Annotated in this window: 23 protein-coding genes and 2 pseudogenes; 15 read left to right on the top strand and 10 right to left on the bottom strand. The window is 72.5% G+C overall.

What is annotated here, in order from left to right; genetic code table 11:
• Positions 1 to 207 precede the first annotated feature (207 nt).
• From PV343_RS16470 to PV343_RS16460, 3 genes are read left to right on the top strand one after another with little or no spacing between them, the layout of a single operon-like run.
• Positions 208 to 1,869: a PP2C family protein-serine/threonine phosphatase gene (locus PV343_RS16470; RefSeq protein WP_319147655.1), complete on the top strand. Its 1,662-nt coding sequence runs from the start codon at positions 208 to 210 to the stop codon at positions 1,867 to 1,869.
• A complete protein-coding gene (locus PV343_RS16465) occupies positions 1,866 to 2,957 on the top strand; it encodes a B12-binding domain-containing protein (RefSeq protein WP_319147654.1) in 1,092 nt (363 codons plus the stop codon). Before PV343_RS16470 ends, PV343_RS16465 begins: the two co-directional genes overlap by 4 nt.
• Positions 2,954 to 3,367 carry an STAS domain-containing protein gene (locus tag PV343_RS16460; protein ID WP_319147653.1) on the top strand — a complete coding sequence of 138 codons (414 nt, stop codon included), beginning with the start codon at positions 2,954 to 2,956 and terminating at the stop codon, positions 3,365 to 3,367. The genes PV343_RS16465 and PV343_RS16460 overlap by 4 nt, the downstream gene beginning before the upstream one ends.
• Before the next feature lie 47 nt (positions 3,368 to 3,414).
• Here the strand turns inward: PV343_RS16460 and PV343_RS16455 are convergent, their stop codons facing one another.
• Positions 3,415 to 4,059, bottom strand: a complete 645-nt coding sequence (locus tag PV343_RS16455) for a LysE family translocator (RefSeq protein WP_319147652.1) — start codon at positions 4,057 to 4,059, stop codon at positions 3,415 to 3,417.
• Positions 4,060 to 4,225: 166 nt separating this feature from the next.
• Here PV343_RS16455 and PV343_RS16450 point away from each other — a divergent pair, with 166 nt between their 5' ends.
• Positions 4,226 to 6,490: an FUSC family protein gene (locus PV343_RS16450; protein WP_319147651.1), complete on the top strand. Its 2,265-nt coding sequence runs from the start codon at positions 4,226 to 4,228 to the stop codon at positions 6,488 to 6,490.
• Between the two features lie 21 nt (positions 6,491 to 6,511).
• Here the strand turns inward: PV343_RS16450 and PV343_RS16445 are convergent, their stop codons facing one another.
• Both PV343_RS16445 and PV343_RS16440 read right to left on the bottom strand, forming a co-directional pair.
• A complete protein-coding gene (locus tag PV343_RS16445) occupies positions 6,512 to 8,698 on the bottom strand; it encodes an ATP-binding SpoIIE family protein phosphatase (RefSeq protein ID WP_319147650.1) in 2,187 nt (728 codons plus the stop codon).
• A 229-nt stretch (positions 8,699 to 8,927) separates the two neighbouring features.
• Positions 8,928 to 9,422, bottom strand: a complete 495-nt coding sequence (locus PV343_RS16440) for a universal stress protein (RefSeq protein WP_319147649.1) — start codon at positions 9,420 to 9,422, stop codon at positions 8,928 to 8,930.
• 180 nt (positions 9,423 to 9,602) lie between these two features.
• Between PV343_RS16440 and PV343_RS16435 the strand changes: the two genes are divergently transcribed.
• The gene (locus PV343_RS16435) at positions 9,603 to 10,412 is read left to right on the top strand and encodes a YoaK family protein (RefSeq protein WP_319147648.1); all 810 of its coding nucleotides are present in this window, start codon (positions 9,603 to 9,605) and stop codon (positions 10,410 to 10,412) included.
• Positions 10,413 to 10,415: 3 nt separating this feature from the next.
• On the opposite strand, the gene PV343_RS16430 is transcribed toward PV343_RS16435, so the two are convergent.
• From PV343_RS16430 to PV343_RS16420, 3 genes are all read right to left on the bottom strand, one after another.
• Positions 10,416 to 11,132, bottom strand: a complete 717-nt coding sequence (locus PV343_RS16430; RefSeq protein WP_319147647.1) for a YoaK family protein — start codon at positions 11,130 to 11,132, stop codon at positions 10,416 to 10,418.
• Positions 11,133 to 11,136: 4 nt separating this feature from the next.
• The gene (locus PV343_RS16425) at positions 11,137 to 11,757 is read right to left on the bottom strand and encodes a response regulator transcription factor (RefSeq protein ID WP_319147646.1); all 621 of its coding nucleotides are present in this window, start codon (positions 11,755 to 11,757) and stop codon (positions 11,137 to 11,139) included.
• Positions 11,758 to 11,895: 138 nt separating this feature from the next.
• The gene (locus PV343_RS16420; protein ID WP_319147645.1) at positions 11,896 to 13,065 is read right to left on the bottom strand and encodes a sensor histidine kinase; all 1,170 of its coding nucleotides are present in this window, start codon (positions 13,063 to 13,065) and stop codon (positions 11,896 to 11,898) included.
• Between the two features lie 274 nt (positions 13,066 to 13,339).
• Between PV343_RS16420 and PV343_RS16415 the strand changes: the two genes are divergently transcribed.
• The 4 genes from PV343_RS16415 to PV343_RS16400 all read left to right on the top strand — a co-directional run bounded on the left by PV343_RS16415 (position 13,340) and on the right by PV343_RS16400 (position 16,664).
• Entirely contained in the window at positions 13,340 to 13,981 is a 642-nt protein-coding gene (locus tag PV343_RS16415; protein ID WP_319147644.1) for a hypothetical protein, read from the top strand.
• 142 nt (positions 13,982 to 14,123) lie between these two features.
• Positions 14,124 to 14,543: a YciI family protein gene (locus PV343_RS16410; protein ID WP_319147643.1), complete on the top strand. Its 420-nt coding sequence runs from the start codon at positions 14,124 to 14,126 to the stop codon at positions 14,541 to 14,543.
• A complete protein-coding gene (locus PV343_RS16405; RefSeq protein ID WP_319147642.1) occupies positions 14,540 to 15,685 on the top strand; it encodes an RNA polymerase sigma factor in 1,146 nt (381 codons plus the stop codon). Before PV343_RS16410 ends, PV343_RS16405 begins: the two co-directional genes overlap by 4 nt.
• A 133-nt stretch (positions 15,686 to 15,818) precedes the next feature.
• On the top strand, positions 15,819 to 16,664 hold the full coding sequence (locus PV343_RS16400; RefSeq protein ID WP_319147641.1) for an RNA polymerase sigma factor SigF: 846 nt from the start codon (positions 15,819 to 15,821) through the stop codon (positions 16,662 to 16,664).
• A 104-nt stretch (positions 16,665 to 16,768) separates the two neighbouring features.
• Here the strand turns inward: PV343_RS16400 and PV343_RS16395 are convergent, their stop codons facing one another.
• Positions 16,769 to 17,221 carry an ATP-binding protein gene (locus PV343_RS16395; protein ID WP_319147640.1) on the bottom strand — a complete coding sequence of 151 codons (453 nt, stop codon included), beginning with the start codon at positions 17,219 to 17,221 and terminating at the stop codon, positions 16,769 to 16,771.
• Positions 17,222 to 17,533: 312 nt separating this feature from the next.
• Positions 17,534 to 17,707 carry a CsbD family protein gene (locus PV343_RS16390; protein WP_319147639.1) on the bottom strand — a complete coding sequence of 58 codons (174 nt, stop codon included), beginning with the start codon at positions 17,705 to 17,707 and terminating at the stop codon, positions 17,534 to 17,536.
• 203 nt (positions 17,708 to 17,910) lie between these two features.
• On the opposite strand from PV343_RS16390, the gene PV343_RS16385 reads away from it, so the two are divergent.
• Positions 17,911 to 18,081 carry a DUF5670 family protein gene (locus PV343_RS16385; protein ID WP_086727732.1) on the top strand — a complete coding sequence of 57 codons (171 nt, stop codon included), beginning with the start codon at positions 17,911 to 17,913 and terminating at the stop codon, positions 18,079 to 18,081.
• A gap of 476 nt (positions 18,082 to 18,557) precedes the next feature.
• On the top strand, positions 18,558 to 19,067 hold the full coding sequence (locus PV343_RS16380; RefSeq protein WP_319147638.1) for a transglycosylase SLT domain-containing protein: 510 nt from the start codon (positions 18,558 to 18,560) through the stop codon (positions 19,065 to 19,067).
• Between the two features lie 65 nt (positions 19,068 to 19,132).
• On the opposite strand, the gene PV343_RS16375 is transcribed toward PV343_RS16380, so the two are convergent.
• Positions 19,133 to 19,375, bottom strand: a complete 243-nt coding sequence (locus PV343_RS16375) for a hypothetical protein (RefSeq protein ID WP_319147637.1) — start codon at positions 19,373 to 19,375, stop codon at positions 19,133 to 19,135.
• A gap of 141 nt (positions 19,376 to 19,516) precedes the next feature.
• Between PV343_RS16375 and PV343_RS16370 the strand changes: the two are divergent.
• The 4 genes and pseudogenes from PV343_RS16370 to PV343_RS16355 all read left to right on the top strand — a co-directional run.
• Positions 19,517 to 19,685 (top strand): annotated as a pseudogene (locus PV343_RS16370) (GNAT family N-acetyltransferase); the annotation flags it as partial.
• Between the two features lie 110 nt (positions 19,686 to 19,795).
• On the top strand, positions 19,796 to 21,538 hold the full coding sequence (locus PV343_RS16365) for a glycoside hydrolase family 15 protein (RefSeq protein ID WP_319147636.1): 1,743 nt from the start codon (positions 19,796 to 19,798) through the stop codon (positions 21,536 to 21,538).
• Between the two features lie 109 nt (positions 21,539 to 21,647).
• Positions 21,648 to 22,592, top strand: a pseudogene (locus PV343_RS16360) (sigma-70 family RNA polymerase sigma factor); the annotation flags it as partial.
• 59 nt (positions 22,593 to 22,651) lie between these two features.
• Positions 22,652 to 23,209: a dihydrofolate reductase family protein gene (locus PV343_RS16355; protein ID WP_319147635.1), complete on the top strand. Its 558-nt coding sequence runs from the start codon at positions 22,652 to 22,654 to the stop codon at positions 23,207 to 23,209.
• A gap of 114 nt (positions 23,210 to 23,323) precedes the next feature.
• Here the strand turns inward: PV343_RS16355 and PV343_RS16350 are convergent, their stop codons facing one another.
• Positions 23,324 to 24,280: an NAD-dependent protein deacetylase gene (locus tag PV343_RS16350; RefSeq protein ID WP_319147634.1), complete on the bottom strand. Its 957-nt coding sequence runs from the start codon at positions 24,278 to 24,280 to the stop codon at positions 23,324 to 23,326.
• Positions 24,281 to 24,291 lie beyond the last annotated feature (11 nt).

Raw genomic sequence — 24,291 nt, 5'->3', positions numbered from 1 at the left:
GGAGCCGTGGTGCGTCACGCGGAGTCCTGGCCCGGGCGATCGACCGGCGAACGCCCGGTCGAATCCGGGCGGCGTCCAGTGTGTCGCTCCCGTGTGCATTTCCCGGGCGGCTTGCGACGGAGGGGGTGGATGCGGGACGGTTGCCGGAGGACAACTGTTTCCCAGGGCAGAGAGGTGGTGAGGTGCGCACGGCGCGTGCCTCCGCTTGTGTCAGTTTCCCGCGGTACCCCCGCCCGTCCGCCCGACGCCGACCTCAGGGTCGGCGCGACGTGGAGCGAGGCGCCCTACCCCGTGCTGGTCGTGGACCGGCACGGCGGTCTAGTCCGGATCAACGAGGCGGCCCGGCGCATCCTGCCCGGCGTCGCCGGCGGTGACTGGCTGCACGAGAGCGTGCCCTCCTGGCTCTGGGGCGCGCACCAGAGCATCGCCGACGGATCGCGCGGCGTGTCCGCCGGCCCGTCCACCGGCCACATCGACAACCGCTTCTTCGAGGCGCACCCCACCCTCGGCGGTGACGGCGACGTCGTGTGGTGGCTGGTCGACGACACCGACCGGCACCTGGCCGAGACCGCGCTGACCGACGCGCAGACGCGGTCCGAGGTCCTCTCCCAGGTCTCGAGCGCCCTGCTGTCCACGCTGAACGCCCAGCGCTGTATGGAGGTGGCCGCATCCATGGCCGCGGAACACCTCGCCGAGGCCGCCATCCTCGTCGCCCCCGCCCACGGACGGCGCCACCCGCTGACGTACGCGCGCCGCGGCGAGCCCGTCACCCAGACCACCAAGCAGGTCGACATCGCCGGCGTGCCCGGCCTGGCCGAGGCGCTCCAGGGCTTCCCGCCCGTGCCCGCGCGCTGGATCAACCCCGCCGACATCCCCGACTGGGTGATCCCCGACGGCTTCGCCGGGCCCGTCGGCTCGGTGATCGTCACCCCGCTCCCCGGCCACGGCGTGCCCGCAGGCGCGCTGATCCTGCTGCGCTCCAGCACCGAGCAGGCCTTCACCCAGGGCGAGGAGATCTTCGCCCGCCTGTTCGCGGCCCGGGCCGGCGCCGCCCTCTCCGCGGCCCGCCTGTACACCGAACAGGCCACCATCACCGCCACGCTCATGCGCGAGCTGCTGCCGCCCGCGCTGCACCACGTGCACGGCGTCGAGTACGCCGGCAGCTACCGCGCCTCCAGCGACCACGAGCGGATCGGCGGCGACTTCTACGACGTCCACCCCGGCTCCGACCCGTCGGTGGAGACCCTCGTCGTCCTCGGCGACGTGGCGGGCAAGGGCCTGGACGCGGCGGTGCTGACCGGCAAGATCCGCAACACGCTGCACGCCCTGCTGCCGCTCGCCGACGACCACGAGCGGGTCCTGAACCTGCTCAACGGCGCTCTTCTCACCTCCCACCACACCCGCTTCGCGACCCTGGTCCTGGCCTCCGTACGGCGCCGGGCCGGGCGCGCCCGGCTCCGGCTGACCAGCGCCGGGCACCTGCCGCCGCTGATCGTCCGGGCCGACGGCACGGTCGAGGAGGTACGCACCCACGGAACCCTCGTCGGGGCACTGCCGACCGTCACCACGCAGACCGTGGAGACCGTGCTCGCGCCCGGGGAGACCTGCCTGCTCTACACGGACGGCATCACCGAAGCCCGCGGCGGCCCGCTGGGCGACGAACTCTTCGGCGAACACCGCGTGCACCGGGCGCTGGCCGAATGCGCGGGCATGCCTGCCGAGGCCGTCGTGGAGCGGGTGCAGATGCTGGCCGCTCAGTGGCTGGGCTCGGGCCGGCACGACGACATGGCCGCCGTGGCCATCAGCGCTCCGAGGACCGGCCCGTTGACGGTCGTGGGCGGGCACGGCCCGAACAGGAGGAACAAGTGAGTCGTCCCACCGCGACGGCCGACCTCGCGGAGAGACTGTGGCAGGCCGTCGCCGACGGCGACGAACACGCGGCCGCCGACGTCGTCCACCAGGCGCTCGCCGACGGCACGGACGAGGAGACGCTGCTCCTCGGAGTCGTCGCGCCGGTCCAGGAGAGGATCGGCGTCGAATGGGCCGCCGACCGCATCACGGTGGCCCAGGAGCACGCCGCCACCGCCATAAACGAGCGGGTGACCGCCTCCCTGGCCCACGCACGGCAGCGGGACGGCAGAGGCAGCCCCCCGCACCGGGGCCGGGTCACGGTCAGCTGCGTCGACGGAGAGTGGCACGCCTTCCCCGCCCGGCTCGTGGCCGAGATCCTGTCGCTGCGCGGCTGGCGGGTCGACTTCCTCGGCGCCCAGACCCCCACTCCGCACCTCGTCGCCCACCTGCACCACACCAACCCGGAGGCCGTCCTGCTCTCCGGGTCCCTCCCGACCCACCTCCCGAAGGCCCACGCCGCCATCACGGCCTGCCAGGCCGTCGGCGTCCCCGTCCTGACGGGCGGCCGCGCCTTCGGCCCCGACGGCCGCTACGCCCGGGCGCTGGGCGCCGACCGGTGGGCGGCCGACGCGCTCGGCGCCGTCGCCGTGCTGGAGGAGGGCATGACCCGGCCGGACCCCTCGGCCAGCCGCCACGCCGTGGACGACCTGCCCCACCTGGCCGACCAGGAGTACACGATGGTCGTCCGCAGCCGCCCCCAGCTCGTCAAGCAGACGCTGGTCGAGCTGGACGCCCGCTTCCCTGCCATGCGCGGCTACAGCGACGCGCAGCGCGAGCGCACGGCGGAGGACATCGCCCACGTCGTGGACTTCCTGTCCACGGCCCTCTACGTCGACGACCCCGACCTCTTCACCACGTTCGTCACCTGGACCGCGGACATCCTCGAAGCCCGCAGGGTCCCCGCCCACTCCCTGGCGACCGGCCTGGAAATCCTGGCCGGTGAACTGCGAGACTTCCCCCGCAGCGTGCACCTCGTCAAACTGGGAGTCGCTGCCCTGCACGACCGCTCCACCCGTCCTGTCCCCGGCCCCGGCACCCACGCATGACGACCTTGCCCCCCAGCGAGTTCACGCTCAGCTTCGACCACGACCCCGCCACCCTGACCGTGCGGGTGGCAGGCGAACTCGACTACGACACGAGTGACGATCTGCTCGAAGCGGTCATCGAGCACCTGACGGGCGACCAGGCTTCGCTGCGCGACGTACGGCTGGACTTCAGCGAGTTGACCTGGATCGACTCCTCCGGTCTCTCGGCGCTGCTGATGATCCACCGCCGTGCCAGTGCCATGGGCGCCGTCCTGCACCTGGACAACCGCCCGGACGTGCTGGAGCGCATGCTCCGCATCACCAACGTCCTGGACCACCTCACCGCCCCGCCGCCCGGCGTGCGGGCCGCCCGGAACGGCCGGGCCGCGGTGGAGGAGGACGACGGCATCACCGGAGCCGGCGCCACGTGACGTGCGGCGCGATCACCGCGCCGCACGCCCGCCGGGCAAGCCCGCGGTCAGTCGGCGCGGCCCGTCGCCGCCACGGTCACGCCCAGGCCGATCATCGCGAGGCCGCCCGCCCCGCCGACCATCGACAGCCGGCGCTCCGAGCGCGCGAACCAGGAACGGGCGGCCGAGGCACCCAGCCCCCAGGCGGTGTCCGTGATCAGGCCGATGGCGACCGGTACCAGACCCAGCAGCATCATCTGGAGCGGGACGTTGCCCGTCGAGTGGTTCACGAACTGCGGCAGCACGGCCGCGAAGAAGACGATGCCCTTGGGATTGGTGGCCCCCACGAGGGCCCCGTCCAGGACCGTGCGCAGGTCGCCGCGCCGCTCCGCCGCCGGCGCCTCGACGTCCGCGACGCGCAGCGCCTTCCGGTGCCGGAAGGCGTGGACCCCCAGGTGGACGAGGTACACCGCGCCGGCCAGTTTCACGACCGTGAACACCACCGCCGAGGTCTCCACGAGCGCGCCAAGGCCCCAGGCCACGGCCGTCACCAGGAAGTAGGAGCCCAGCAGGTTGCCGAGGACGGTCGCGAGCGCGGTGCGGCGGCCGTGGGCGAGCGCCCGGCCGATCACGAACAGCACGCTCGGCCCCGGGACCGCGATCACCAGCAGGGCCAGTGCCGCGAACGCGGCGACGCTTCCCCAGGACACCATCAGTCCGCCACCTCCAGAACCGGGCCAGGAGTGCATACAAGCACGAACGGCGCGCGAGAACCGGGAAACCGGCACCTGGTCACCCGGCTCCTGGTCACCCGGCACCGGACGGGCACCAGAGGCCCGGCAACGTGCCGGGTGACCGGGACTGCGTGATCCTGTAAGGGTGCGGGGTGTCCCAGCCGGCCGGATCAGGGCGACCTACGCGGCCTCGGGCCGCAGGGCGCTGCGCGTGACGCTCGTCGCCGCGACGGGCTTCTACCTCTTCCGCTACGGCCTCGACCGCCCGGTCTCCGCCACCTACGCCCTCTTCACGGCGGTGGCACTGGGCGGCCTCTCCAAGATCCCCGGCACCGGGCGCCAGCGCGCCGCGGTGGCGGCCCGCCTGCTGCCGGTGTGCTGGGCCGTGGTGGTGGCCGGCACCTACCTCTCGGTGGAGACGTGGAGCGCCGTCGCCGGCATGCTGCTGATCGGCTTCGCGCTGACCTTCGCCGCCGTGGGCGGCCCCCGTCTGGCCGGCGCGACACCCGGTCTCCAGCTCCTCTACATCCTGCCGTCGTTCCCGCCCTACGACCCCGCCTCGCTCGGCGACCGCCTGCTCGGGACGACCACCGGGCTGCTCCTGTTCATCGCCGCCGAGGCACTGATCCTCCCCGAGCCCGCCCCGCCGCCGTACCGGGAGCGCGCCGCCGGGGCCGCGCGGACCGCCGCGCGCTGCGCGAACCTCCTCGCCGCGCCCCCGTACGCCCTGGACGCCGCGGGCGTCCGGGCCACCCGGGACGCCGGCCGGACCCTGCGGCTGACAGCGGTGCCGGAGGCGGAACGACCGGCCGGGCCCGGGGTGCGCGAGCGCGCCCTGACCCACACCGGGCTGGCCACTCGCACCCTGCTCAGCCGGCTGGCGCAACTGCCCGCAACTCCCGGCGACGACCCGGGCCCCGAGGTGACCGCCGTACTGCACGCGGTCGCGCGGCTGTCCGCGGCGACGGCGGCCTGCCTGGGCCAGGGGCCCTCTCCCGTGGCCGCGTACGAGGAACTGGCCGCGGCACGGGCCCGCCTGGCCGCCCTGTCCGGCGACACGGTCTCCGGACGTGCCCCCGCCTCTTCACACACCTCCGCTGCCGGCCCGGTCGACGGGACCGCCGCGGTGCCGGTGTTCCCGCCCGCCGTACTGCGCCGGCACGCGGCCGCCCTGGAGATCGCCGACGCGGCGCTCGCCATGGGCACCGCGGCGGATCTGGCGGTGCACGGCCGCCGGGCCCCGGCGCAGGAGTCACCCGGCCGCTTCTGGTACGCCACCGAGCGCGCCCCGGCCCTGTGGTGGCACCGGGTGCGCGGCCACGCCGAGCGGCGGTCGGTGTTCTTCCAGAACGCGGTCCGCATCGCCCTGGCCCTGGCCGCGGCCAGGCTCGTGGCCGGCGTGGACACGCTGCCCCACGGCTTCTGGGCCACCCTGGCGACCCTCACCCTCACCCGGACCACCATGGACGAGACCTGGGGCACCATCCGCAAGGCGCTCACCGGCACCCTCGCCGGCGCCCTGGTGACCGCCGGCGTCCTCGACCTGGTGGCGACGGACACCGCCGTGTACGCCGCCGTCCTGCCGGTGTGGATGCTGTTCGCCTTCACCGTGGGGCCGGTCAAGGGGGTCGGCTGGGCACAGGGCATGTTCACCGTGCTCGTGGCCCTGGTCTTCGCCCAGCTCGCGCCGCCGACCTGGCATCTGGCGGAGGTACGGATGCTGGACGTCCTGGTCGGCAGCGCGATCGGCGCGGTCTTCGGCCTGCTGGCCTGGCCCCGGGGTGCCCACGACGAGCTGCGCAACGCCGAGGCGGAACTCCTGCGCAGGGCGGCCGAGGTCGTCGTGGCGACCAGCGCCTCGGTGGCGGAGGGCGGGGCGGTGGCCGCGCCGCCCGGGGTGCACGGCCACCGGTCGCTGCAGCACTCCGTCATCCTCGCGGAATCCGCGTACGCGCAGTTCCTGAGCGAGCCGGCGCCCTTCGGGTCCACGGGCAGACGGGTGGCGGTGCCCGCGGTGGACTCGCAGGCGACACTGATCGCCGGGCACCACACCCTGTGGGGCTCACAGCGCCTGCTGGAGCCGCCGCTCGCCGGGCTGGTCCCCGCGGCGGCCGACTCCGTCGACAGGCTGGGCGACCGGGTGTGCGGACGCATGCTGCTGGTCTCCGCCGCGCTGGACCCGGGAGGCGACACCCCGGCCGCCTCCGTCGCGCACATCGCCCCGAGCCTGACGGCCTGCACGGAGGAGCCACCCGGCGCACCCCGGCTGTACTACGCGACGACGTCCTGGCTGAACTCGCTGCTGACCGATCTGACGCGGATCGCGCACGGCGAGCCAGGACACGACGAGACGGCCCACGAGACCGCCACCGGGCGACGGGCACCGGCCACCGGCAGCGAGGCCCACTGAACGGGCCTCGCTGAACGGGCCTCACTGGTTGTACATGTCCACCCAGACCGTCTTGCCGCGCCCGCTGGGCGAGTTGCCCCACTCGGAGGAGAGGCTGTCGACGATGATCAGGCCCCTGCCGTGCTCGGCGTGCTCGTTGGTGTCGTCGGTGAGCGTGATGGACGCGGGGACCGGCGGGGTGGGGTCCCCGTCGCGCACTTCCAGGCGCAGGTGGTCGGGGTACTCGCGCAGCCGCAGGTCCACGTCGCTGTCTGCGTGGATGAGGGCGTTGGTGACGATCTCCGAGGTGACGAGCTGGAAGCTGTCGATCATCTGGTCCATCCCCCATGTGTGGAGGCTGTCGCTGATGAACTGGCGGGCCGCCTTCACCGCCCGGAGGTCGTGCCGGTGGAACGTCTTGCGGGTGATACGCCGGTTGGGACCGGGGCGCGGCCCCTCGTAGCGGGCGAGGAGGAGGGCCACGTCGTCGCGGTGCGTCCCGTGCGTGGTCGCCTCTTCGAGGAGGTGGTCGGCGAGCTTCTCCAGCGAGGCGGACGCCGGCTTCAGCAGGGTGCGCGCCCACAGGGCGGTGTCGAGCGAGCGCGACTCGGTCATGCCGTCGGTGTAGAGCATCAGGAGCGTGTCGGGGGTGACCGTCAGCTCCCTGACGCCGTACGTCGCCTCGGGCTCGACACCGAGCGGGACGTTGGGCGGCAGCTGGGGCGAGTGGACGAAGCCGTCGGGGGTGCGCAGCAGCGGGCCCGGGTGGCCGGCCAGCGCGGCCTCGGCGAGCCCGCTGTTGATGTCGAAGCTGATCAGACAGCAGGTGGCCATGAGGTCGGTGTCGAGTTCGTTCAGCAGCCGGTTGGCGCGCACCATGACGGCGCCGGGGGAGTGGCCCTCCGTGGCGTAGGCGCGGACCGCGCTGCGCAGCTGCCCCATGACCACGGAGCTCTCGATGCTGTGGCCCTCGACGTCACCGACGACCAGGGCGATGCGGCCGCCGGACAGCGGCACCATGTCGTACCAGTCGCCGCCCAGACCCGCGGTGGAGGGCGCGGGCACGTAGCGAGCGGTGGTGACCATGCCGGGGACCTCGACCAGGTCCCGGGGCAGGAGCTTCTTCTGCAGGCTCTCGGCGAGAGTGCGCGCGCTCTCCCCGAGGCTCGCCCGCTCCAGGGCGGGGCCCAGGAGATCCATCATCATCATCGAGACGGCGCGCTCCTGGGAGCTGAAGGTCCGTGGCCGGTCGAAGCCGAGGGTGCACACGCCGGTGGGGCGGCCGCTCATGACGATGGGCAGGAACACGGCCGCTTCCACACCGTCCTCGACTGCGCTGGGATACGACGCGAGCAGGGTGGTGCGGTCCTCGAAGAACAGGGAGGTGTGTTTCAGCAGGGCGTCGGCGTCGGGGCGGTGCGGGTCGGCCGCCGAACCGTGCAGCAGTCGGAGGGCGACCGTGGGGTAGCCGCTGTGGCCGGCCACCCACAGCCTGCCGTCCCTGAAGGTGCTGACGAGGAACGAGCGGGCGCCGAAGGGCGTCATGATGCGCTTGCGGGTCACGGCCATGACCTCGTTCACGCTGGCCGCCTCGTTCAGCTCGGCGGCCAGCTGGTGCACCTGGTACATGAAGCTGACCTCGGTCGAGCCGGGAAGGCCCGGCAGGCCCCAGCCGAAGTTGGCGGTCCCCGCCGGCGGGACGCCGCGCCGGTACACCGGCAGCAGGGCGGGCTTGTTGCCCGGCCGCATCGAGACCCCCGTGGCGGCCAACGCGGCCAGGGCGCCGGCCAGGCTCGTGACCCTGTTCACCAGCCATGCCACCTGCCGGGCGTACAGGAAGCGGGTGCGGGGCGGTATCCAGATGACGGTGACCACACCGAGGCGCCCTGCCGGCGTGTCCAGGGGGACGGACACCACCGAGTACGGGAACGGGACCCGGCTGGCGAGCTTCAGGTCGGGGGAGTGGGGGGTCGGGAACCCGGCCATGGTCATCTCCCCGGTGCGGAACGCGGCCGCCGTGGCGTAGGGATCGCCCACGTCCACCTGTTCCGGCATCGTGAAGATCGTCGGCTGGGCTCCGGCCACGATCGCGGTGCGCAGGGTCCGTTCGTCGTCCGCGAGCAGGTAGACCAGGCCCGTGTTCGCGTCCAGCTGCTCGATGGTCTCCCGCAACGCGTCCGCGAAGGCGTAGTCGCGGTGCAGGGTGCTGTACGTGTCCGTCTGGTTCATGGCCATGTCCCGCGTCGGACACCCGTCTGGAAGGGTGAGGCGTGTGTGGCGTGCTGCGTGCTGTTCCTTCATGCTCCCTCCGGCCCGCGACCCGCGCATCCGGCCGGCACGCGCGGCAGGCCCCGGTCGGAACCGGGGCCTGCCGAGGGGGACGGACGGGGAGCGGGAGCGGCGAGGAGGGGAAGGGGCGGAGGGCCGGGGGAGGAGCGGGCCCGCGCGACCCGGCCCCTCAGGCCGCGAGGGCGGGGACGGCCGGGGCCTCCCAGTGCGGCGGTACGACGAGCACGGGCGCCGCAGCGTGCCGCTGGCAGTACCGGTCGACCGAGGAACGCAGCCGGCCGAACGCCTGCCGGAACCGCAGCCCGATCACCAGCAGGTCGTCCTTGCCGTCGGCCAGGGCCACCAGGGCCGGCCCGAGCGGCCCCCGCTCCACCCGGCGCTCCACCACGACCTCGTCGGGCAGCGCGGCCAGGTGGCAGGTGCTGTCGAGCAGCCGCTGCGCCGCCGACCGCTGAGAGGCGTCCAGTTCGGGGCACGGATAGGTGCGTTCGGCGACGTCCCCGCCGAACGGACTCCATGCCGCCACGACGACGAGGACGGCGCCGCTCCGGCGGGCCTCCTCGGCCGCGCACCGCAGCGCCACGACGCTGCTCCTGTCACTGTCGACGCCGACGACGACACGCCGCTGCTCGTCGATCCTGTGGTCGATTCGTTCGTCACGCATGTCGTTCTCGCTTCACTTGCCGGGGGTCTGACCGTTTGTGTTCACGACGCTAGGACCGCGGTCCGCCGCGGGGTGTCCGACGATCGGGGGACCGACCGGATGACTCCCGCGTCCCCCGAAAGCGCGCAGGCGGACGGTGGGCGATGATCGGAGAACCGCGACGCCGTGGAGGTGGGAGGCATGCCGGACGCCACGCCACGGCCGGAAGGCGGCGGAGGGCAGGGACCCGTACCCGCGGGCGGACCCACCGGGACGCCCCCCGCGCCGGCCACGCACCGGTCGGTTCGCCTGGGCGTCCTGCTCGCGACGGTCGGCGGCGCCCTGGACGCCTACACCTTCATCAGCCGGGGCGGGGTGTTCGCCAACGCGCAGACCGGCAACGTCGTGCTGCTGGGCATCGCGACCGCGCAGCAGCACTGGCTGGAGGCACTGGACCACGTCCCCCCGATCCTCGCGTTCGTGGCCGGGGTGCTCGTCGCCGAGACCCTGCAACGGCCCAGGGTGGTGGCGGTGCTGCGGAAACCGGCCAGGGCGGCCATCGTGCTGGAACTGCTCGTGCTCGCCCTGGTCGGACTCGTCCCGGGCGACGCCCCGGACGCGTTCGTCACCGTCCCGATCGCCTTCATGGCGTCGGTGCAGATGTCCACCTTCCGCACGCTCGTGGACACCGCCTACAACAGCACGATGACCACCGGAAACCTCCGCGCGGCCATGCAGAACCTGTACCAGGCGGTGGTCGACGGCGACGAGGACGCCAGGCGCCGCTCCCGCCAGTTCACCAGCGTCGTCGTCGCGTTCACGGTGGGGGCGTGCGGCGGCGGCTGGCTCACCCTCGTCTGGGGCGAGCGCGCGGTGTGGGCCGCCTGCGTGGTCCTCGCGGCCGGGCTCGCCCTCTTCGTGCACGACGAACGCGCGGCACGCAGACTGCGCGGGGCCGGGGCTGACGGGGCAGACCGCGCAGGGCGGAGGGCTGACGGGGCGGCGGACTGACGGTCAGGGCGTGGCCGACGGCGGGGAAGCCGCCGACCCGGCGGCTTCGAGGCGCTGCAACCGCCGGGTCTCGCGGATCAGCAGGGCGAGAACGGCGGCGAGCAGTCCGGCGGCGACGCCGACCGCGGGAGGGCCGACCAGCCGGGTGATGACGGCGCCGAGCACGGCGCCGACGACGAACGCCGCGATGACCAGGGCGTACTGTCCCGCACGCCGCGCGTCCGCCGGCTCCCTGGCCGACAGCCACCGATGTGCGGCGGCGATAGCCTTCTGCAGGTTCCCGCTCTCCGCGAGCGTGGTGTAGGGCGCGTCCCGCAGGGACGTGAAGGTCGAGAACTGCAGGGCGGCGACGAACGACACCGTCACCGTGGTCACCTGGGACGGGGCGTCGTCGGGTACGGCCGCGACCCCCGCCAGCAGCAGGATCTGGAGCGTCAGCACCATCCGTAGCGGCCGGCGGACGAGCCGCAGCAGGCGCGGCAGGCCGAGGATCTCGACGAGGAGCACACCGACGCCGAAGGCCGCGACGGGGATCAGCAGCAGGACGGCACGGTGCCAGTGCCGGGCCGTGGCCTCCACGCAGAACAGCAGCACGTTGCCCGACTGCAGGTTGGCGAACACCCGGTGCCGCACGAAGGTGTAGGCGTCGAGGTATCCGCCCACCATGGCCAGCAGCGCCCCGACGGCCGGCGTGTCGGGCCGGCGGTGAATCGTCGCCACGGGGTCACTCCAGCAGACCGCGCCGCATGGCCTCGGCGACCGCCGCGGCCCGGTCCGACACCTTCAGCTTCTCGTAGAGACGCTGGGCGTGGGTCTTGACCGTACTGGTGCCGAGGAAAAGCTCCTGCGCGATCTGCGGGATGCTCAGTCCCCTGGCCATGCCGTCCAGGACCTGCCGCTCCCGCTCGCTGAGCGTCGGGGCGTTCTGCGACCGCCGCATCCGGATCTCCTCGGCCAGCCCTCCCGTCACCTCGGGCGGCACCACCGTCTTGCCCCGGGAGATCGCCCGCACCGCCTCCACCACCTCCGAGCGCTTGCTGTCCTTGGTCAGGAAGCCGCTGGCCCCCTCTTCGATGGCGCGGTAGACGGAAGCGCTGTCGGTGAAGGCGGAGAGCAACAGGACACGCGTGGCGACCTGGTCCCGGACCAGGGCGTGGAGCACCGCGATCCCGTCGAGTTCCGGCATCCGCAGGTCCAGCACGGCGACTTCCGGCACCTCACGGCGGATGATCTCCAGCGCGTCCCGGCCGTTCTCCGCCTCGGCCACCACCTCGATGGACCCGCTGAGCTGCAGCGCGCGTGAGATCCCTTCCCGGAACAAAGGATGATCGTCGGCGATTACCACTCTGATGCGGGCAGGATTCGGCGTTGCCACGGCAATCCCGGCCTTTCGTCAGCACCGTGCTGTTTCGTGATCGCTCTCGGCGGCTCCCGACAAGACTAGGTGAGCCCTAACCCCCGGGCCACCGGGAGGCGCGGGGGCTCACCCCACCGGTACGACGGCTTCGACCGTCGTACCGCCCGACTCGTTGCTGTGCAGAGTGAAGACCCCTCCCATGCCCTCGATCCGGGCCCGGTGCGAGGCGATTCCGATATGGCCGGACGACAGACTCCGGGCCATGGCGTCGCCGGATATCCCGACGCCGTCGTCGGAAATCGAAAGGCGGACGCTCTCCGGATCCGCTGGTTGCAGGGACACCAGGACGTTCTTCGCATGCGCGTGCTTCACCACGTTCTCCAGGATCTCCCGGGCGAGCCAGTACAGCGGCCGGTCCGCGGAACCCGCCGTGGTGATGCCCGAGCGGACCTCGCCGTGGAACTTCCCCCGCTCGGACGCCTGCTGCGTCAGGTGTTCCAGCGCGTGCACCAGTCCTCCTGACACCAGGACCTCCGGATGCAGCGTCCGCACCGACGAACGGAGCTGCCTGCTGGCCGCGGTCAGGGCGTCGTCGGCGCGGTGCAGCGGTTCGGTCACCTCGGGACCGCAGGCGGCTTCGTCGATGAAGTGCCGCGCCGCCAGGACGTTCTGCAGCGCCCCGTCGTGCAGCACCTCGGCGATCTTGCGCTGCTCCCGTTCCTCCGCCGCCATGATGCGGTCCAGCAGCCACAGACGGTGTTCCGCCAGTTCCCTGATGGACCGGACGCGGTGCTGCTGCACGTCCGACAGCAGGACGCAGCCCGCGCAGACCACCAGGATGAACAGACCGTGCAGCAGCGTGAAATGCAGGTACGGCTGCCGCAGATGGCCGACGAAGGTCCCGATGACATAACTCGCCGCCGCCAGCACACCGGACACGGCGGTGAGCACCGGGCGCATCTGAAAAGACACGAGCACGGGAATGAACAGGAAAATGTCAGCGGATATAGAGGCGCTCCAGTTCGGGTCCGAGAAATTGCCCGAAACCGCCATCAACGCGGTGAGCAGTATCAGGTCGGCCAGCGGATACACCCAGTCCGGGAACAGCTTGCGGGGCGTCCACGACACCCAGAGTGTCGCCAGGGTCCACACGGTGTAGGCGACGGCCAGCGCCACCGAGAGCGGCAACCGCTCCGACGGCGGGAACACCGCCAGGTCCACCGTGAACGCGACCACCACCGCGATGCGCAGCGTCGCCTGCCACCTGAATGCCCTCCGCAGGTGGAGAGCGGACACCTCGGCTCCGTCCGGGCGCCCGGGCCGGCCGCTTTCCTGAGCGGCCGGCGATGCGTCGGGAAGTGCCATCGGATCCTCCAGAAGCCTCACTGAAATGGTCTGGAGTGCCCGACGGCCGCGCAACCGGGTGGCCCGCCACCGCGAGCGCTTCTCCTACGACCGGGTCAACCGGTCGCTCCACCGACCGGTGGACGTACAGCGGCGTCCGGAGGGGCTGAAATGAAATCACGAAAGGCCAACCAGCCTCCGGAAACAAAACGAAGGAATTCTCACCATGAACATTCGACGTCACATGGCCGCCCGTATCGCCGGTATCTCCTGCATCGCGGCTCTTGCCGCCGGAACCATCGGTGTCGCGAGCGCCGAAGCGGCGCCCATGATGAACCACCACTCGGCCACACATGCGAGCAGCAACCACGGGCACCACAACGACAACAACATGCAGAGGAAGGGCGGCAACACGCAGGGCGGTACGCAGGGTGCCGGTAACCGCAACACGCAGGGCGGTACGCAGGGTGCCGGTAACCGCAACACGCAGGGCGGCACGCAGGGTGCCGGCAACGGGAACACGCAGGGTGGTACCCAGGGTGCCGGTAACGGCAACACGCAGGGTGGTACCCAGGGTGCCGGTAACGGCAACACGCAGGGTGGTACCCAGGGTGCCGGCAATGGGAACACTCAGGGCGGTACGCAGGGTGGAGGCAATGGCAACACGCAGGGTGGTACCCAGGGTGGAGGTAACGGGAACACGCAGGGTGGCACGCAGGGTGGAGGCAATGGCAACACCCAGGGCGGTACGCAGGGTGGCGGTAACGGCAACACTCAGGGCGGTACGCAGGGTGGCGGCAATGGCAACACCCAGGGTGGCACGCAGGGCGGAGGCAACGGCAACACCCAGGGCGGTACCCAGGGCTGACGACTGACCCACCGGCACCTCGCGGAGACGACCTCCGCGAGGTGCCGGCTTCGGACGTCGATGTCGAGAACCGGGGATCGGCTCCGTCCCCGAGGTGAACGCGACCACAATGGGCCGCACCAGTACCGAGGAGAGACCGACGATGGCCAAGTACCTGCTGCTCAAGCACTACCGAGGCGCTCCCGCTCCGGTCAACGACATCCCGATGGACCAGTGGACGCCCGAGGAGATCTCGGCGCACGTGCGGTACATGCAGGAGTTCGCGGCCCGCCTCGAGAAGACCGGTGAGTTCGTCGACGGCCAGGCGCTCGCCCCCGAGGGGCAGTGGGTCCGGTACGACGGCGAGGGGCGCCCGCCGGTCACCGACGGCCCGTTCGCCGAGACCAAGGACCTCATCGCGGGCTGGATGGTCATCGACGTCGATAGCCACGACCGCGCGGTGGAACTGGCCGGGGAACTCTCGGCGGCCCCTGGCGCGGGCGGCAGGCCGATCCACGAGTGGCTGGAGGTCCGGCCCTTCCTGGCCGCGCATCCCACGGTCACGGACTGCCCCCATCGATGAACGACGCTCTGCTCAGGAGCCTCGTCCCGAGCGTGCTGGCCGTCCTCGTCCGCCGCGGAGCCGACTTCGCGGCGGCCGAGGACGCCGTACAGGACGCCCTGGTCGAGGCGGTCCGCGCCTGGCCCGACGAGCAGCCGCGGGACCCGAAGGGCTGGCTGGTCACCGTGGCGTGGCGCCGGTTCCTCGACGCGGCCCGGGCGGACACCGCCCGCCGGCGCCGGGAGGACCGCACGGAGGAGGAGCCGGCGCCCGGACCCGCGCCCGCGGTGGACGACACGCTTCAGCTCTACTTCCTGTGCGCCCACCCCTCGCTCACCCCGGCGTCCGCGGTCGCGCTCACGCTGCGCGCCGTGGGCGGCCTCACCACCCGCCAGATCGCCCAGGCGTATCTGGTGCCCGAGGCGACCATGGCGCAGCGCATCAGCCGGGCCAAGCGCACCGTCTCGGGCGTGCGCTTCGACCGGCCCGGCGACGTCTCCACCGTGCTGCGGGTGCTCTACCTGGTCTTCAACGAGGGCTATTCCGGCGACGTCGACCTCGCCGCCGAGGCCATCCGGCTCACCCGGCAGCTCGCGGCCGCGATCGACCACCCCGAGGTCGCGGGGCTGCTCGCCCTGATGCTGCTCCACCACGCCCGACGCGCCGCCCGCACCGCCGCCGACGGCAGCCTGGTGCCGCTCGCCGAGCAGGACCGCGGCCGCTGGGACACCGAGGCGATCGCCGAAGGCGTCGGCATCCTGCAGGCGGCGCTCGCCCGTGACCGGCTGGGCGAGTTCCAGGCCCAGGCCGCCGTCGCGGCGCTGCACGCCGACGCGCCCACCACCGAGGAGACGGACTGGGTGCAGATCGTCGAGTGGTACGACGAGCTCATCCGCCTGACCGACAGCCCGGTCGTGCGGCTCAACCGAGCGGTCGCCGTCGGCGAGGCCGACGGTCCCCGCGCCGGGCTGGCGGCCCTCACAACCCTGGACGCCGCGCTGCCCCGTCACACCGCGGTCGCCGCCTACCTGCACGAGCGCGACGGGGATCTGACCACGGCGGCGCGGCTGTACGCGCAGGCGGCCCGGACGGCACCCAACCTGCCCGAGCGCGACCATCTGACCCGCCAGGCCGCCCGGCTCAACACACGGCTGAGCGGCTGAGTCGGGTCATCGCCATCCTGTGCAGAATTCGTGCACATCGCGGGCATGGGTGCAGGATGAGGGGGTAACCGCTGCGTCATCGGCCGCTACCGGCGACGGCAGCGGCGGCACCGATTGTGGGAGGGGACAGAGCATGACGACCATGAACATGACGGCGACTGACACGCGCGTCGTGGAGTTGCCGGAGGTGGCCGACCCTTCCCAGGTGGCCCCCAAGGACGCCCGTGAGCTGTCGCGGCTGTTCTTCCAGCAGCTCACGGTGCTGGAGGAGGGCACGCCCGAGTACCAGTACGCGCGGAACACGCTGATCGAGATGAACATGTCCCTGGTCCGCTACGCGGCCGGCCGGTTCCGCAGCCGCGGTCCGGAGGAGATGGAGGACATCGTCCAGGTCGGCATGATCGGTCTGATCAAGGCGATCGACCGGTTCGAGCTGTCCCGCGAGGCCGAGTTCACCTCCTTCGCCATTCCGTACATCGTCGGCGAGATCAAGCGTTTCTTCCGTGACACCACCTGGGCCGTGCACGTTCCGCGCCGGCTGCAGGAGGCGCGCGTGCAGCTGGCCCGCGCCACCGAGGAGCTGCGCAGCCGGCTCGGCCGCACCCCGACGGTCAAGGAGCTGTCGGAGCTGATGAGCCTGCCCGAGGAAGAGGTCCAGGAGGCCCGGCTGGCCGCCAACGGCTACAACTCCTCCTCCCTCGACGCGGCGATCAGCGGCAGCGAGGACGGCGAGACCGTGCTGCAGGACTTCATCGGCACCGAGGACCAGGCCCTCGAGCTGGTCGAGGACTTCCACGCCCTGGCCCCGCTGATCGCCGAGCTGGACGAGCGTGACCGTCGGATCATCCACATGCGCTTCGTGGAGGAGCTCACCCAGGCGCAGATCGGTGAACACCTGGGCGTCTCCCAGATGCATGTCTCCCGGCTCCTGTCGCGCACTCTCGCCCGCCTGCGTGAGGGCATGCTCGCCACCGGCTGACGCCGCCACCCCCGCATCCCCGCCCCGTGCTGCCCGCCGCTCCAGCGGTGGGCAGCACGGTCGTGTGCGGTGGGCGGTACGGTCGTGCGCTGCGGCGCCGGCGGCTAGTGCGCCGGGGCCTCGTGCAGTCTGAGTTCGGCTATGACGTGCTTGCCCTGGTCCACGAGGACCGTGTGCACGCGGTCGCAGAGACGAGCGATGAGGTGCAGGCCGTGCCCGCCGATGCGGTCCGGGGTGCGGGGCGTCGGACGGGGTGGTCGGGACGAGCTGTCGCGGACGGTGATCCGCAGCAGAGCGGGATCCGCCGTGAGCTCCAGCAGGAGTTCGCCGGGGCCCGGCGCGTGTCGCAGCGCGTTGGTGACCAGCTCGCTGACGACGATCTGCGCGTCCTGGCAGGGCTGCTGGTCGGTGTGGTGACCCGCCCGTGAGAGCAGGGTGCGAACCGCGTGCCGACTGTCGGCGATGGATGTGCCCTGGATGTCCCAGACGGCGCTGTAGCGCAAGGCGGCTGCCTCGTGGTGCTCATCCTTCGCCTGATTCCTAAGCGGGATGACCATGGATGTTTCCTATGAGCTGCGGGTGGTCCGATGACTGATCGTGCTTGCTGACCTTGTCCGCTTACCCACTGCGGCCGCCCCTATGGAATGACGCTCGCCACGCGTCTCCGGCCGGCCGCGGCGCCCAGGGCGCCGCGACGGGCATGCCGGCGGCGTGGGGGACGGGATCACCCGTTCGGGCCCGCATGCGAGGCCGCGATCCGGAAATCCGGGGGTGTGTGCCGGGGCGCCGCTGTCCTCCTCCAAGCGGCGGTCCGGCCGAGGCGGTGCCGTGGTCGGTCCCCGAGCCGGCTGCGGCACGCCCTGCCCTTCTCACCGCCGCCCCGTGTCCTTGAGCGATTCCTTCGTCTCCCGGGCCTTGCCCGCGGCCTGCGCCGCGCGGCCCTTGGCGATCAGCGTGTGGTTGCCGGTGGCCCGTCCGGCGGCCTGCGCGGCCTTGCCCACCATCTGTTCGATCTTTGCCCGGGCCTTCTCGCTGGCGGCCATGCCGCTCACCGTCCTCGGTTTTCCGGTATCAGTGCCTGCTGTGCGCTTGACCCGTGCCAATGCCCGTAAACGGCGCGTGGTGCGGAGGAATGGGGGAACCGGACCGTGCGCCGAACATGCCCGCACACACGTGAAAGTAACTCTACTTTTGTGGGCTTGTATGGCTGATGTAAGGGCAATCGGTGGTCAGGAGGTTGATATCGATGGTTCCCCTGCTTCTGGTTCTTCTTCTGGCCCTGATCCTCTTCGGCGCGGGCTTCGCGCTCAAGGCGCTGTGGTGGATCGCGGTGATCGTGCTGGTCGTCTGGCTGCTCGGCTTCGTGGTCCGGTCCGCGGACAGCGGCGGCCGGCGGGGCCGCTGGTACCGCTGGTAGTCAGGGCGCGGCCGTACGGCGGTACGCAGCGTGAGTCGAGTGGGGCCCGGCCGGGACAGGCCGGGCCCCACTCGTGTGTGGGGGCGGCCTTCTCCCGGCGCCGGCACCCTCGGCGCGTGCCCCTCGCCGGGCCGAAAACCAGCCCTTCGGGGCCCCGAGCGCGTGACGCCACCCACGAGAGGCAGGTCACGTCCTATCGGGCTTCGTAGAAGGGCTCACCCCTCCATCAGGGCGGAAGGCGACCAAAAGGCTGATTTAGGACATTCATACGCCCTTGGGTAGTACGTCACATTCTTGCGTGGGGTTTCCGCGGTCGCTAACCATGTCTCTCGTCGCCGCAAGCAGCGGGTCGGGCCGGGCGGGATCGCCGGGGCCGTCCTTGTTTGCCGCGCTGTGCGGGGCCTCGCCCCGACGCCCGACAGGCCGCGACCGGATCATCCGGCCGGCGCCTCAAAGACGTCCCGTAGGAGACCCCCATGACCGCGATCACCGCTGCTTCCCGCCTCGCCCGTCTGCGCAACCTGGCCGTCACCGGCCTGGCCACCACCGGCGTCGCGGCCGCGGCCCTGACGCTGATGCCGGCCACCGCCCACGCCGCCGAGGCCCCCAAGGCCGCCCCCGCCGTCACCACCAAGGCCGCCGACCCCGCCGGCGCCAAGGGCGGCGCGAACAACCTCGACGGCTGGATCAAGCAGTCCCTGGCCATCATGAAGGCCAAGGGCATCCCGGGCACCTACGAGGGCCTGCACCGCAACATCATGCGCGAGTCCAGCGGCAACCCCAACGCCCAGAACAACTACGACGTCAACGCCAAGAACGGCATCCCCTCCAAGGGGCTGCTGCAGGTCATCGACCCCACGTTCAAGGCCTTCCACGTCGCCGGCACCGCCAACAACTCCACCGACCCGGTCGCCAACATCACCGCCGCCGCCAACTACGCCGCCCACCGCTACGGCTCCATCGACAACGTCAACTCCGCGTACTGAGCCACCTCACGCGTGACCGAGTCGGCTTCGAGCCGCCCGCCCCCGGGCCGAGGAGGTCGCGGCCGCTATTCGACGGCCGGGTCCTCCTGGGTGTTCCGCACGGCCCGCTTGGTGGCCTCCTCCACTTCCTGCCGATCGGCCCCGGATTCGCGCGCGTGCGCGATGATCGCCGCGCTCACCCTGTCGGACGCCTCGCGCCAGCGGCGCCACTGGGCGTCGTACGCCTCACCGGTGAGGCCGGCGAGCCTGGCGCGCTCCTCCTCGGCGGATCGTTCCAGTCTGATCAGTTCATCGGGGACCTCTGCCACGGGCGGATCCTATGGCGCGCCACGGCCGAGTCGACGATCCCGCCTACCGTCCGATCGGGTGGAGCCGCCCCGGATCCGCCAGGGGCCGACGGGCCGTAACCGATCGCACGGCCGGGTGCGATGATCAGGGGGACGGCCACCGGCCTCGCGACCCGCCTCGTCACCGAACTCGCCGCACGCGTCCTGTCCCGGAAGCGAGCGCCCCTTCCTGCACGTCGCCGAAGCCAACACCAGGGCGATCGCACTCTACGAGCGGCTCGGTTTCACCCTCCGCCGACGGGCCACGTTCCGCGGCTCCCGCACCCCGTGACGGCTCCGGCCGAGGGCGACGCACCTTTGCCCCTGCCCGGGACGGGTACCTGGTGATCGGTGTCGGCGCCGCCCAGGCCCGCGGACCGACGGCAGGAGGCAGCATTCCCCATGAGCAGTACTTCCTTTCCGCCGCACGCACTGCACGACTACGCGCTGCTGGCCGACGGGGAGCGTGGCGCCCTCATCGGTCCCGACGGGGCCGTGAACTGGCTGTGCGCACCCACCTGGCACGACGACGCGGTCCTCGCCTCCCTCGTCAGCGGCGGGGGCGTCTACGCCGTGACACCGCGCGCCACCTGGGTCCCCGGCGGCTACTACGAGGACGGCACCCTGATCTGGCGCAGCCGCTGGGTCACCACCCACGGCGTCGTCGAGTGCCGCGAGGCCCTGGGCTTCCCCGGTGAGCGGGACCGCCTTGTCCTGCTCCGGCAGCTGATCGCCGTCGACGGCACCGCCCATGTCCGAGTCGTGCTCGACCCGCGCGCCGACTACGGACGCGCCCCCCGGGCCTCCGCACACCGTGACGACGACGGCGTCTGGCACCTGAGTACCGGCCGGCACCGCCTGCGCTGGCAGGGCGCCCCGTCGGCCACGGCCGGCGCGGAGGGCCTGACCACCGACCTGGTGCTCGAGCCCGGCGAGAGCCACGACCTCGTCCTGGAATGCTCCGACGCGTCCCTGCCGCACCAGCCGCCCCGGGCCGAGCAGTCCTGGGCGGCCACCGAACAGGCATGGCGGCGCAGCGTGCCCTCGCTCGAACACAACACCATCGCGCCCGGGGACGCGAGGCGTGCCTACGCCGTGCTGCGCGGACTGACCACCAGCGGCGGCGGCATGGTCGCCGCGGCCACCACCAGCCTGCCCGAGCGTGCCGAGGCGGGCCGCAACTACGACTACCGCTACGTGTGGATCCGCGACCAGAGCTATGCCGGGCAGGCGGCCGCCGCCGTCGGCGCGCCGGAACTCCTCGACGCGGCCGTCCGGTTCGTCAGCGAGCGGATGCTCGACGACGGCCCGCGACTGGCACCCGCCTACACCGTGCACGGCGCGCCCGTCCCCGATCAGTGCGAACTGGACCTGCCCGGCTACCCGGGCGGCTTCAGCCGGATCGGCAACCACGTCGAGAAGCAGTTCCAGCTCGACTGCTTCGGCGAGGCCCTGCTGCTGTTCGCCGCCGCCGAGCGGCAGGACCGGCTCGGCGCGGACGGCTGGAAGGCCGCCGAGACCGCCGTGCGGGCCGTCGCCGAGCGGTGGCGGGAGCCCGACGCGGGGATCTGGGAGTTGGACGACCACCACTGGACGCACAGCCGGCTCACCTGCGTGGCCGGGCTGCGTGCCCTGGCGGACGCGGCACCGGGCCGCCCGCTCGCGGGCACCTGCGCGCAGCTCGCCGACACCCTGTTCGAGGAGACCGCGAGGACCAGCGTGCACCCGGACGGGTACTGGCAGCGCACGCCGCGGGACGGCGCGATCGACGCCGCCCTGCTGCTGCCCGCGCTGCGAGGCGCACTGCCCGCCGGCGACCCGCGCACCCGCGCCACCCTCGGCGCCTGCCGCGCACACCTGGCCGACGACTACTTCCTCTACCGCTTCCGGCACGACGACAGGCCCCTCCAAGAGGCCGAGGGCGCGTTCCTGCTGTGCGGCTTCCTCATGGCGCGGGCCGAGCACCAGCAGGGCAACACCGTCGACGCCCACCGCTGGTTCGAGCGGAACCGGGGCGCCTGCGGGGCGTCGGGCCTGTACGCCGAGGAGTTCGGCATCGCCCAGCGCCAGCTGCGCGGCAACCTGCCGCAGGCCTTCGTGCACGCGCTGCTGCTGGAGACCGCGGCCCGCCTCGCCGAGAGCTGAGCCGGCGGCATCCGGGCACATGACGTGAACCGGCGCCCGGGCCGGCCGTCCCCGGCGGTCGACTCGGCCCCGCGGCCCGGCCCGTCCCGGCGCCACCGGCGTACGCCATGATGAGCCCGTGGACTTCGAGCCGTACCGCGGTGAGCTGGTGGCGTACTGCTACCGGATGCTGGGCGCCTTCGACGAGGCCGAGGACCTGGTGCAGGAGACGATGCTGCGCGCCTGGAAGGCACGGGACCGGTACGACCACCGCCGCGCCTCGGTGCGGACCTGGCTCTACCGGATCGCGACCAACGCGTGTCTGACGGCGCTGGAGGGGCGCGCGCGGCGGCCGCTGCCGTCCGGGCTCGGGGCACCGAGCGAGGACACCGCGGCACCGCTCACCCCGGCCCTCGACATCCCCTGGCTGCAGCCCTTCCCCGACGCACGCTTCGACGCGGAGGTGCGGACCGACCTGCGTCTCGCGCTGGTGGCGGCCGTGCAGACGCTGCCGCCGCGACAGCGCGCCGTGCTGCTGCTCCGCGAGGTCCTGGAGTTCACGGCCGCCGAGGTGGCCGAACAGCTCGGGACCTCGTCCGCGGCTGTCAACAGCGCGCTGCAACGGGCCCGGACCGCCCTCGCCGGCGTCAGCGGCATGGAGCAGGTCACCGAGCCGGACGATCCCGGAACGCGCGCGGTGGTCCAGCGCTATGTCCGGGCCTTCGAAGCCGCCGACGTCCCCGCGCTGGTGCGGCTGCTCACGGACGACGCGGTCCTGGAGATGCCGCCGGTGCCGCTGTGGTACCGGGGGAGCGGCGACTACGGCCTGTTCATGGAGCGCGTGTTCCGGATGCGGGGCACGGGCTGGGCCGTGACGCCCCTGGCCGCCAACGGGCAGCCGGCGCTCGCCGCCTACGCGCCGGAGCCCGTCGGCGTCCGTCGGCTGCACAGCCTGCAAATCCTGACCGTCACCGGCGGGCGCGTCGCCCACAACGTCGTGTTCACCGGTCCCCTGGTGGGCGACGCGTTCGGCCTGCCGCGGCAGCTTTCTTCCGACGATTTCCGCCGGGCTTGATGAATCCGGCCGGTGCCGCCGGTACGTACCGGTGAGCACCGATCGAAGGGACACCCCTCATGAGCGTCATCGTCATTCAGTTCATCACCCTGGACGGGATCGTGACCGACCCGGACGGCTCCGGAGGAACACCGGCCGGCGGCTGGGCGTTCCGGCACGGTCCCGAGGCGGTCGCCGGGGACAAGTTCCGGCTCGGCAGCACCCTCGACAACGGGGTCATGCTGATGGGACGGACCACCTGGCAGCTCTTCTCGCGCATCTGGCCCGGCCGGGACGACCCGTTCGCCAGGCGGCTGAACGCCGTGCCGAAGCTGGTCGCCTCCCGCACCCTGACCGACTCCTCGGCGTGGGCGAACTCCCGGCTCATGGACGGCGACCTCGTCGACACCGTCAAGAACGAGACGCGTGACGTGATCATCGCCGGCAGCCTGAGCGTCGTGCACGCGCTGATGGCGGAGGAACTGGTCGACGAGTACCGGCTGCTGACGTTCCCCACCGTCCTCGGCACCGGACAGCGGCTCTTCCCCGACGGCGGCCCGCACACCGACCTGGAGTGCCGGTCCGCCCAGCAGATCGGCGCCGCCGTCCTCGCGCGGTACCGGACCACCCGGCGCTGAGGCGGGGAGGCGGGGAGGCCCGCGCCGCTCCTCGCCTCCCTCGCAGCCCCCTTGTGCTCGCCAGGCCCTGCGCCATGGTCTTGGCCGAGCCGGTCACCTTCTTCCGCTCGCCCTTCATGATCGCGTCGAAGGCCCGCCGGGCAAGGCCCGGCCCGACCGCGCGAACCGCGGGCCGTGCTCAGTCTCACCGCCGACCGGCACGCCCAGCCGGGCGGCCACGGTGGTCAGGGCGGCTCCCAGGGGGAGGGCGACCCGGGTGAGCGCGTGCCGGTCACCGCGGGTCTGGTCCCGGTTGACGATGAGCACCGGTTTCCCGGCCTGCGCCGCCTGCCGGACGAACCGCAGCCCGGACATCACCGTCAGCGAGGACCCCAGGACCAGCAGCGAGGCCGCCTCCCGGACCAGCTCACGGCAGTGCTCGACCCGCTGCGGGGGAACCGTCTCGCCGAAGAAGACCACGTCCGGCTTGAGGATGCCGCCGCAGCGGGTGCAGGGCACCACCCGGAAGTCGCCGACCTGCTCGTCGGTGAGGTCGGCGTCGCCGTCGGGGTTGATGCCGGCGGCCGTCGGCGTGAAGTCCGGGTTGGCCAGGGCCAGCCGCTCGGCGAGCTCGCGACGTGGGCTGAAGGCGCCGCAGGACAGGCAGACCACCCGGTCCAGGCTTCCGTGCAGCTCCACGACGCCCGCGCTGCCGCCGGCCTGGTGCAGGCCGTCGACGTTCTGGGTGATCACCCCGGACAGCAGCCCCTGCCGCCCGAACGCGGCCACGGCCCGGTGCCCCGCGTTGGGGCGGGCGCGGCCGAAGGTGCGCCAGCCCAGGTGGCTGCGTGCCCAGTACCGGCGCCGGGCCTGTGCCGTGGCCGTGAAGTCCTGGTATGTCATCGGGGTGTGCCGGCTCAGGCTTCCGCCCTCACCCCGGTAGTCGGGGATGCCCGACTCCGTGGAGATGCCCGCACCGCTGAGCACCAGCACCCCGCCGGCGCGCAGCGCGTCGGCGACCGGCTCCAGGTCCGTACTGCCCGGCGGCAGCTCCTCGGTTGGGGTCCAGCTCAGAGTGGGGCGCATGCGCATGCCGCCAGGGT

The organism is Streptomyces sp. WI03-4A (genome assembly GCF_033792105.1).
Taxonomy (GTDB): Bacteria; Actinomycetota; Actinomycetes; order Streptomycetales; family Streptomycetaceae; genus Streptomyces; species Streptomyces collinus_A.
This window is presented reverse-complemented; position numbering and strand designations above follow the sequence as displayed.

Coding starts and splice junctions, on each gene's coding strand:
- PV343_RS16460 (WP_319147653.1), top strand. CDS start 2,954: ATGACGACCTTGCCCCCCAGCGAGTTCACGCTCAGCTTCGACCACGAC.
- PV343_RS16365 (WP_319147636.1), top strand. CDS start 19,796: ATGAGCAGTACTTCCTTTCCGCCGCACGCACTGCACGACTACGCGCTG.
- PV343_RS16400 (WP_319147641.1), top strand. CDS start 15,819: ATGACGACCATGAACATGACGGCGACTGACACGCGCGTCGTGGAGTTG.
- PV343_RS16390 (WP_319147639.1), bottom strand. CDS start 17,707: ATGGCCGCCAGCGAGAAGGCCCGGGCAAAGATCGAACAGATGGTGGGC.
- PV343_RS16410 (WP_319147643.1), top strand. CDS start 14,124: ATGGCCAAGTACCTGCTGCTCAAGCACTACCGAGGCGCTCCCGCTCCG.
- PV343_RS16350 (WP_319147634.1), bottom strand. CDS start 24,280: ATGCGCATGCGCCCCACTCTGAGCTGGACCCCAACCGAGGAGCTGCCG.
- PV343_RS16445 (WP_319147650.1), bottom strand. CDS start 8,698: ATGAACCAGACGGACACGTACAGCACCCTGCACCGCGACTACGCCTTC.
- PV343_RS16380 (WP_319147638.1), top strand. CDS start 18,558: ATGACCGCGATCACCGCTGCTTCCCGCCTCGCCCGTCTGCGCAACCTG.
- PV343_RS16395 (WP_319147640.1), bottom strand. CDS start 17,221: ATGGTCATCCCGCTTAGGAATCAGGCGAAGGATGAGCACCACGAGGCA.
- PV343_RS16355 (WP_319147635.1), top strand. CDS start 22,652: ATGAGCGTCATCGTCATTCAGTTCATCACCCTGGACGGGATCGTGACC.
- PV343_RS16435 (WP_319147648.1), top strand. CDS start 9,603: ATGCCGGACGCCACGCCACGGCCGGAAGGCGGCGGAGGGCAGGGACCC.
- PV343_RS16440 (WP_319147649.1), bottom strand. CDS start 9,422: ATGCGTGACGAACGAATCGACCACAGGATCGACGAGCAGCGGCGTGTC.
- PV343_RS16405 (WP_319147642.1), top strand. CDS start 14,540: ATGAACGACGCTCTGCTCAGGAGCCTCGTCCCGAGCGTGCTGGCCGTC.
- PV343_RS16385 (WP_086727732.1), top strand. CDS start 17,911: ATGGTTCCCCTGCTTCTGGTTCTTCTTCTGGCCCTGATCCTCTTCGGC.
- PV343_RS16415 (WP_319147644.1), top strand. CDS start 13,340: ATGAACATTCGACGTCACATGGCCGCCCGTATCGCCGGTATCTCCTGC.
- PV343_RS16455 (WP_319147652.1), bottom strand. CDS start 4,059: ATGGTGTCCTGGGGAAGCGTCGCCGCGTTCGCGGCACTGGCCCTGCTG.